The following is a 7,183-nucleotide window of genomic DNA, read 5'->3' as shown; positions in this document are numbered from 1 at the left end:
CGAGGCGCCTCTCTCGTCGATACTGGGATCAGGCGGGGTAGTCGCCGCGCTTGACCTGCGGCTTGGGCAGGCGCATGAAACGCATCTGCAGCGACCGCATCGCGGCGTACCAGCCGAGACCGCGTTCCATGCGATCCTTGCCGAACTTCGCGGCGATCTTGCGCTTGACGCGCATTCCCAACAGCACCATGCCGCCGATCGCGAGGATCAGGTAGGCCATCATCACGAGGTACGCCCAACCGGCGATGGCGAAACCGCCGATCGCGAGATTGGCCGGGAGGAGCGAGATCAGGATGACCAGCACCATGACGCCCATCACGAATTCGGCAGGGTGCCAGCCGGCGTCCACGTAGTCGCGGACCCAGCGGCGCTGCGGCCCCTTGTCGCGAGCCGGAAGGTACTTCTCCTCGCCGGCAGCCAGGCCGGCCTGAGCGCGGTTGCGGCGTTCGTTCAGCTCGGCGCGAGCCGCAGCCTTGGCCTCCTTGGTGTTCGCGACCAGAGGTCGGCGACGGGCAGCCTCCTGCTCGGCCCGGGTCGGCGTCGCGCGTCCCTTGCCCGACGCGGTCGTCTCGGCGGCGGGGTCGTCGTTCGTCGAAGGGGGGACAGGGGTAGTGGCCACGAGGTTCCTCGGTTCAGTGAAGGCGGATCACCTTAAGATTACTCGCATGACATCTCCTGCCCAGTCCGGTGACCAGAATCTCTCCAGCGAACGCGAGCCGGCCGTCCTCGAGGCTGCTGCCACAGGGTTTCCGGCTGCGCTGAGCGACCTGGGCGCACTCGTCCGCATCCCCGGAATGGCATGGCCCGCGTTCGACCAGACGCAGCTCGAACGCAGCGCCGACGCTGTCGCCGCGCTCGCGTCCGCCACCGGCGTCTTCGACGAGGTGCGCGTGCTGCGCGCCGCGATCCCCGGCACCGACGAGCACGGGCAGCCTGCCGTGCTCGCGACGCGTGCGGCGCGCAACGGCAAGCCGACGATCCTGCTCTACGCGCATCACGACGTGCAGCCTCCCGGCGACAACGCGCTGTGGGAGACTCCGCCGTTCGAGCCCACGGTGCGCGACGGGCGCCTGTACGGACGCGGCGCCGCCGACGACAAGGCGGGGATCATGGCCCACATCGCGTCGATCCGCGCCGTGGCCGAGGTCATCGGCGACGACCTCGAGCTGGGCATCGCCATGTTCATCGAGGGTGAGGAGGAGTACGGATCGCGTTCCTTCGCGCAGTTCCTCTCCGACAACAAGGAAGCTCTCCGGGCGGACGCGATCGTCGTCGCCGACTCGGGCAACTGGGATTCGGTCACCCCGGGCCTCACGGTGTCGCTCCGCGGCAACGCGCGCTTCACCGTGCGCGTGCGCACGCTCGATCACGCATCCCACTCGGGCATGTTCGGTGGAGCGGTTCCCGACGCCATGATGGCCACGGTCAGGATGCTCGCCACGCTGTGGAACGAGGACGGCTCGGTGGCGGTTGCGGGAATGACCGAGCGCGACGCGCCGACGCCGGACTACACCGAGGAGACGCTCCGCGACGAAGCCGGCCTTCTGCCCGGCACGTCTCCGATCGGCGGTGGCACCATCCTCAGCCGGATCTGGAACAAGCCGGCGGTCACCGTCATCGGCATCGATGCCACGAGCGTCGAGGCGGCGTCGAACACGCTTCTTCCCGAGGTGACTGTCGTCGTGAGCGCGCGCGTCGCGCCCGGCCAGACGGGGGAGGAGGCGTACGCCGCTCTCGAGGCGCACCTGCGTGAGAACGCCCCGTTCGGCGCGGAGCTGACCTTCACCGACGTCGATCTGGGGAACGGCTTCCTCGTCGACACGAGCGGCTGGGCGGTCGCGCTCACCCGCGATGCGATGCATTCCGGGTACGGCGTGGCGCCCGTGGATCTCGGCGTCGGCGGTTCCATCCCGTTCATCGCCGACCTGGTGCGTGAGTTCCCCGAGGCGCAGATCCTCGTGACCGGCGTCGAGGACCCGCACTCCCGTGCCCACAGCCCGAACGAATCACTGCACCTCGACACGTTCCGTCACGCCGTCGCGACCGAGGCTCTGCTGCTCTCGCGCATGAACGACATCATCATCTGAGCCTCATCCGCGAGCCTGAGGGTAAAATCGAGATACCAGCCGTGCGAGCGCGGCCCGTCCCAAGGAGCGACATGAGCGACACCACACTGACCTCAGCAGAGACCACCCAGGCGCACGGCGTGAAGCTGACCGATGCCGCGGCCACGAAGGTCAAGAACCTCCTCGAGCAGGAGGGCCGCGACGATCTGCGCCTGCGCGTCGCCGTCCAGCCCGGCGGATGCTCCGGCCTGATCTACCAGCTGTACTTCGACGAGCGATTCCTCGAGGGCGACGAGACCGTCGACTTCGACGGCGTCGAGGTCATCATCGACAACATGAGCGTTCCGTACCTCGACGGCGCCTCGATCGACTTCAAGGACACGATCTCGGAGCAGGGCTTCACGATCGACAACCCCAACGCCGCTGGCAGCTGCGCCTGCGGAGACAGCTTCCACTGATCCGAACCCTCGCGCCAACCTGCGTGGTTGGCATGAATCAGGTGTGAGGTTGCCCTAGACTTGGGTGTGCCCTGTCCGCAATCTGAAAGGTGCATCGTGCCCTCGAAACGCCGCCTTCGTTGGGCCGCTCTCCCCCTGGGAGTAGCGGCAGCCGTGGCCCTGGCGGGATGTACTGCCACCGAGCTGAACGGTTACCTCCCGGGCTTCGTGGAGGGTGAGCCTGCAGCCACCAACCAGACCGAGCGCGTGTCGTCTCTCTGGGTCAACTCCTGGATCGTCCTCCTCGCCGTCGGCGTGATCACCTGGGGCCTCATGGCCTGGGCCGCGATCGCGTACCGGCGCCGCAAGGGCCAGACCGGGCTCCCCGTGCAGATGCGCTACAACATGCCGATCGAGATCTTCTACACGGTCGTGCCGCTGATCCTCGTGCTGGGCATGTTCTTCTTCACCGCCCGTGATCAGGCCGCGATCGAGACGAAATGGGATGAGCCCGACGTCGAGATCACGGCCATCGCCAAGCAGTGGGCGTGGGACTTCCAGTACGACGGCGAAGAGGAGGACAACTCCGACGCCGTCTGGACCATGGGAATCCAGGCTCAGCCTGATGCCGACGGAACCATCGACCAGTCCCAGCTCCCCACGCTGGTGCTGCCGGTCGACCAGAAGGTGACGATCAACCTGCAGTCCCGCGACGTCATCCACTCGTTCTGGATCATCGACTTCCTCTACAAGAAGGACATGTACATCGGGAAGGACAACTCCTGGTCCTTCATTCCGACCCGAGTCGGCGAGTACGCCGGCAAGTGCGCCGAGCTGTGCGGCGAGTACCACTCGATGATGCTCTTCAACGTCAAGGTCGTCGAGCAGGACGAGTACGACGCCTACCTCCAGACTCTCGAGGAGGAAGGCAACACGGGAGACATCACGGACGCGTACGACCGTCTGTCGAACTACCCGGGGACCACCGCCCCGACCTCCGAGGAAGGAGAGGAGTAAGCCATGTCGACCACAGAAGCCCCCCGCACCGACGAGGCCCCTCGCTCTCGACCCACCACCCTGCCCGCACGACAGGCCGCTCTGATGAGCTCGTCCCGTGTCGAGCAGAAGGGCAACATCGTCGTCAAGTGGATCACCTCCACCGACCACAAGACGATCGGGTACATGTACCTCATCGCCTCGGTGCTGTTCTTCCTCCTCGGCGGCGTGATGGCCCTCGTCATCCGTGCCGAGCTGTTCGCTCCGGGAATGCAGATCATCCCGACCAAAGAGCAGTACAACCAGCTCTTCACGATGCACGGCACGATCATGCTGCTCATGTTCGCGACCCCGCTGTTCGCCGGGTTCGCCAACGCGATCCTGCCGCTCCAGCTCGGCGCACCGGACGTCGCGTTCCCGCGTCTGAACGCCTTCGCCTTCTGGCTCTTCCTCTTCGGCTCGACGATCGCCGTAGCCGGCTTCCTCACCCCGCAGGGTGCGGCGTCGTTCGGCTGGTTCGCCTACCAGCCGCTCGCCAGTGCCTCCTTCTCGCCGGGTGCCGGAGGAAACCTCTGGATGCTGGGTCTCGGCATCTCGGGCTTCGGAACCATCCTCGGTGCGGTGAACTTCATCACCACGGTGATCACGATGCGCGCTCCGGGTATGACGATGTGGCGCATGCCGATCTTCTCCTGGAACACGCTCATCACGAGCCTCCTCATCCTGATGGCCTTCCCGGTGCTCGCCGCCGCGATCTTCGCCGCCGGCGCCGACCGCGTCCTGGGCGCTCACATCTACGACCCGCAGAACGGTGGCGTCCTTCTCTGGCAGCACCTGTTCTGGTTCTTCGGTCACCCTGAGGTCTACATCATCGCGCTGCCGTTCTTCGGCATCGTCTCGGAGATCTTCCCCGTCTTCAGCCGCAAGCCGATCTTCGGATACAAGACCCTCGTCTACGCGACGATCGCGATCGCTGCCCTGTCCGTCGCCGTGTGGGCTCACCACATGTACGTGACCGGTTCGGTGCTGCTGCCGTTCTTCGCCCTCATGACAATGCTCATCGCGGTGCCGACGGGTGTGAAGATCTTCAACTGGATCGGCACGCTCTGGCGTGGATCGGTGACCTTCGAGACGCCGATGGTGTTCGCACTCGGCTTCCTGGTCTCGTTCGTCTTCGGCGGTCTGACCGGTGTCATCCTCGCGGCTCCGCCGCTGGACTTCCACCTGTCCGACTCGTACTTCGTCGTCGCTCACTTCCACTACGTCGTCTTCGGCACCGTCGTGTTCGCGATGTTCGCCGGGTTCTACTTCTGGTGGCCGAAGTGGACCGGACGCATGCTGAACGAGCGCCTCGGCTACGTGCACTTCTGGATGCTGTTCATCGGCTTCCACATGACGTTCCTCATCCAGCACTGGCTGGGCGTCGACGGCATGGTGCGCCGCTACGCGGACTACTCGCCGGAAGACGGATGGACGTGGGGCAACCAGGTCTCGACCATCGGCGCGATCATCCTCGGTGCATCGATGCTGCCGTTCTTCCTGAACGTCTGGATCACGGCTCGCAAGGCGCCCAAGGTCACGGTCAACGACCCGTGGGGTTACGGTTCCTCGCTCGAGTGGGCGACGTCCTGCCCGCCGCCGCGTCATAACTTCACATCGATCCCGCGTATCCGCAGCGAGCGTCCTGCGTTCGACCTGAACCACCCCGAGGCGGCGGAGTTCACTCCTGCCGCACCCGGCGAGCGAGAGGGCCACTGAGCCATGCGCGACAACGTCATCCTCTGGTGGGTCCTGACCGCCTTCTTCGCCCTTGTCGGCGTTGTCTACACGGGCTGGCACATCCTCGCCACCCCGTCGGACAACTTCGCCGCACGGATCGAGTGGGTCGGCACTGTGGCACTGTTCTTCGCCGCCTTCATGGGCGCGATGATCGCGTTCTACCTCGACCGCACGCACAAGGCTCAGAACGGCGAGCTTCCTGAGGACATCCTCACGAGCGACATCGACGACGGCGACCCCGAGCTCGGCGAGTTCAGCCCCTGGTCGTGGTGGCCGATCGTCCTCGCGGGTTCCGCCGGCGTCTTCGTCGTCGGACTGGCCGTAGGCCACTTCCTCCTGCCGATCGGTCTGTCGATCTTCGTCGTCGCGATCGTCGGATGGGTGTACGAGTACTACCGCGGCAACTTCGCCCGCTGATCCGCACGTCGAAAGCCCCTGGGAATCGTTTCCCAGGGGCTTTCTGCATGTCCGCGCCTATGCGCGTGTACGGACCCGGGCGATCCCGGTCAGGACGTCGACAGGCCGGCGGTGCACCCCGTCGGCGTCCTCCACGGGATAGCCCTCGCGGACCCAGTACTCGAAACCGCCGATCATCTCTCGAACGTCGTATCCGAGCTTTGCGAACTCGAGAGCCCCCTTGGCGCCGGCGTTGCACCCCGGGCTCCAGCAATAGACCACGACGGCGGCCTCGGCAGGGATCTCGGCGGGAGCGCGACTCACGATCTCGCTGTAATGCATGTGCACAGCCCCTGCGACGCGCCCCTGCGCCCACGCCTCGTCGGAACGAACATCGATGACGACGACGTCCTCTCCGGCCCGCAGAGCGGCGTACACGTCGCTCGCGTCGGTCTCGTAGGTGAGTTTGGCGGCGTAGTAGTCAGCGCGATCGATCATCTCCTCAGCCTAAGGAGCACGGTCAGCTCACGCCGTCGTCATCAGGACGACGAGGGACGGGATTCCGCCAATATGAGACCGAGGGATCAGAGTTCCGTTGTCATCTGGACACGTCGTCCGTATCGGTCGAGGCCGAGCGAGCTCTCCGTGTCGACGAGACCCCTCTGGAACGGTGTTTCCGGGATGCTTTCGAGAAACCCGCAGGATGAGTAGAAGGGCGCGTTCCAGGGGATCTCGGCATAGGTGCGCAGAGTCATGCGCGTGTATCCGCGGGCGCGCGCCTCATCGAGTGCGGCGCTGACGAGTCGGCGTCCGAACCCCCGACGTCCGGCGGCAGGAAGAACGGACAGCTGCTCCAGGTGCGCATGGCCGTCGGCGTCCAGAACGTGCACGAAGCCCACGGGGGAGGAGCCGACTGCCTCTTCGATGACGAGAACGAAGCCCGTGCCTGCGAGGCGTTCCGTTCCGTTCGCCGCCGGTGGCCAGTCAGACGCCCCCAGGCTGTCGATCAGGAGCGCATCGGCCTGCGTCTCGATGGAGCACAGAGCCTCTGCATCGGCGGTGGTGGCCGGTCTGATCACCGCGCTCATCGTGCGTCCTCCGGGATCGCAGCGATCGCTTCGATCTCGACGAGTTGCCGGTCGTACCCCAGCACGGTGACGCCCATGAGTGTGCTCGGCACGTCATGGCCGGCGAACGCCGCATGGACGACGTCCCACGCCGTGACCAGATCTGCCTGAGACGACGAGGCCACGAGCACCCGGGTGCTGATGACATCGGTCAGGGCCGCACCACTCGCGCGAAGCGCGATCTCGAGCGTCTCGACGCAACGTGCCGCCTGCGCGGCGTAGTCTCGGGGCGCTGTGGTCGTGCCGTCGTCCTCGAGCGGGCATGCGCCCGCGAGGAAGACGAGTCGGGTGCCGGCGGGGGCGGTCGCCGCGTGCGCATAGGGGGCGGCTGCGAGGTCGACGGATCGGATGAGTTGGACTGCGGAGCTCATGTCATGATCCT

Annotated in this window: 9 protein-coding genes; 5 read left to right on the top strand and 4 right to left on the bottom strand. The window is 66.0% G+C overall.

Features of this window, described 5'->3' with window-relative positions; genetic code table 11:
* Nucleotides 1-28: 28 nt before the first annotated feature.
* Nucleotides 29-619: a DUF3043 domain-containing protein gene (locus tag AB0N61_RS17215; RefSeq protein ID WP_167942628.1), complete on the bottom strand. Its 591-nt coding sequence runs from the start codon at nt 617-619 to the stop codon at nt 29-31.
* A gap of 46 nt (nt 620-665) precedes the next feature.
* On the opposite strand from AB0N61_RS17215, the gene AB0N61_RS17210 reads away from it, so the two are divergent.
* The 5 genes from AB0N61_RS17210 to AB0N61_RS17190 all read left to right on the top strand — a co-directional run bounded on the left by AB0N61_RS17210 (nt 666) and on the right by AB0N61_RS17190 (nt 5,695).
* Nucleotides 666-2,087 (top strand): dipeptidase, encoded by a 1,422-nt coding sequence (locus AB0N61_RS17210; RefSeq protein ID WP_363365550.1) that lies wholly within the window; start codon nt 666-668, stop codon nt 2,085-2,087.
* 71 nt (nt 2,088-2,158) lie between these two features.
* A complete protein-coding gene (gene erpA, locus AB0N61_RS17205; RefSeq protein WP_053096720.1) occupies nt 2,159-2,524 on the top strand; it encodes an iron-sulfur cluster insertion protein ErpA in 366 nt (121 codons plus the stop codon).
* Between the two features lie 96 nt (nt 2,525-2,620).
* Nucleotides 2,621-3,520 (top strand): cytochrome c oxidase subunit II, encoded by a 900-nt coding sequence (gene coxB, locus AB0N61_RS17200; RefSeq protein ID WP_167942630.1) that lies wholly within the window; start codon nt 2,621-2,623, stop codon nt 3,518-3,520.
* A gap of 3 nt (nt 3,521-3,523) precedes the next feature.
* Entirely contained in the window at nt 3,524-5,257 is a 1,734-nt protein-coding gene (gene ctaD, locus AB0N61_RS17195; protein ID WP_185274832.1) for a cytochrome c oxidase subunit I, read from the top strand.
* Nucleotides 5,258-5,260: 3 nt separating this feature from the next.
* The gene (locus AB0N61_RS17190; protein WP_167942631.1) at nt 5,261-5,695 is read left to right on the top strand and encodes a cytochrome c oxidase subunit 4; all 435 of its coding nucleotides are present in this window, start codon (nt 5,261-5,263) and stop codon (nt 5,693-5,695) included.
* Nucleotides 5,696-5,752: 57 nt separating this feature from the next.
* On the opposite strand, the gene AB0N61_RS17185 is transcribed toward AB0N61_RS17190, so the two are convergent.
* The 3 genes from AB0N61_RS17185 to AB0N61_RS17175 all read right to left on the bottom strand — a co-directional run bounded on the left by AB0N61_RS17185 (nt 5,753) and on the right by AB0N61_RS17175 (nt 7,172).
* Complete coding sequence (locus AB0N61_RS17185) at nt 5,753-6,172, bottom strand: rhodanese-like domain-containing protein (protein ID WP_363365549.1); 420 nt, start codon at nt 6,170-6,172, stop codon at nt 5,753-5,755.
* Nucleotides 6,173-6,258: 86 nt separating this feature from the next.
* A complete protein-coding gene (locus tag AB0N61_RS17180; RefSeq protein WP_363365548.1) occupies nt 6,259-6,762 on the bottom strand; it encodes a GNAT family N-acetyltransferase in 504 nt (167 codons plus the stop codon).
* Complete coding sequence (locus tag AB0N61_RS17175; RefSeq protein ID WP_363365547.1) at nt 6,759-7,172, bottom strand: Rid family hydrolase; 414 nt, start codon at nt 7,170-7,172, stop codon at nt 6,759-6,761. The genes AB0N61_RS17180 and AB0N61_RS17175 overlap by 4 nt, the downstream gene beginning before the upstream one ends.
* Between the last annotated feature and the right edge of the window lie 11 nt (nt 7,173-7,183).

The sequence above is a fragment of the Microbacterium sp. NPDC089320 genome, from assembly GCF_040684875.1.
In the GTDB taxonomy this organism is placed as follows: domain Bacteria; phylum Actinomycetota; class Actinomycetes; order Actinomycetales; family Microbacteriaceae; genus Microbacterium.
This window is presented reverse-complemented; position numbering and strand designations above follow the sequence as displayed.

Bases quoted from the DNA above. Each gene is read 5' to 3' on its own strand.
- AB0N61_RS17175 (WP_363365547.1), bottom strand. From the start codon at position 7,172: ATGAGCTCCGCAGTCCAACTCATCCGATCCGTCGACCTCGCAGCCGCC.
- AB0N61_RS17180 (WP_363365548.1), bottom strand. From the start codon at position 6,762: ATGAGCGCGGTGATCAGACCGGCCACCACCGCCGATGCAGAGGCTCTG.
- AB0N61_RS17185 (WP_363365549.1), bottom strand. From the start codon at position 6,172: ATGATCGATCGCGCTGACTACTACGCCGCCAAACTCACCTACGAGACC.
- ctaD (WP_185274832.1), top strand. From the start codon at position 3,524: ATGTCGACCACAGAAGCCCCCCGCACCGACGAGGCCCCTCGCTCTCGA.
- AB0N61_RS17210 (WP_363365550.1), top strand. From the start codon at position 666: ATGACATCTCCTGCCCAGTCCGGTGACCAGAATCTCTCCAGCGAACGC.
- AB0N61_RS17190 (WP_167942631.1), top strand. From the start codon at position 5,261: ATGCGCGACAACGTCATCCTCTGGTGGGTCCTGACCGCCTTCTTCGCC.
- erpA (WP_053096720.1), top strand. From the start codon at position 2,159: ATGAGCGACACCACACTGACCTCAGCAGAGACCACCCAGGCGCACGGC.